At 63.2% G+C, this 470-nt stretch carries 1 protein-coding gene; it reads left to right on the top strand.

The window, feature by feature from the left end; genetic code table 11:
• Positions 1-117: 117 nt before the first annotated feature.
• The coding region (locus EN885_RS33135; RefSeq protein ID WP_128335264.1) for a DUF922 domain-containing protein at positions 118-470 on the top strand (353 nt) is incomplete at its 3' end.

Raw genomic sequence — 470 nt, 5'->3', positions numbered from 1 at the left:
GCCACAGCGTGCAAAGCCCCGACGACGGCTCGGGTCTCCCGTGGCAAGTGAAACATTAGGACTGTTGAAACTGCCGCGCGCTTATGGTTCCATTCCTTGACGATAAGGAGATGGCCAATGCGCCTGGCGGTTCTGGCATGCCTTGTGGCGATCGCTGCGCTGTTCGGTTTGGCTTCGGCGGCCTCGGCCGGCACCAGGGTGGTGGTCAAGACGCGGACCTACGACATCACCGGGAACACGGGGCTGGCGCTGATGCAGGCTATGGACCGCAAGGGGCCGAAGCACGGCTTCATGACGCACGCCATCGCGTTGACCGGCTACGCAGTGGATTGGGACCTTGACACCAGCCAGGACAATGGCGTTTGCCGCTTGCGGCGCGCCAACGGCACGCTCAATCTCTTTTATACGTTTCCGCGTGTCGCCTCGGCCACCACGCCGACGCTCCGGAAGCGATGGACGCGGTTCTTCGC

Source organism: Mesorhizobium sp. M6A.T.Cr.TU.014.01.1.1 (assembly GCF_004022765.1).
GTDB classification, from domain to species: domain Bacteria; phylum Pseudomonadota; class Alphaproteobacteria; order Rhizobiales; family Rhizobiaceae; genus Mesorhizobium; species Mesorhizobium mediterraneum.
Note: the sequence above shows the minus strand (reverse complement) of the source record. Positions and strands in the feature narration are given on the sequence as shown.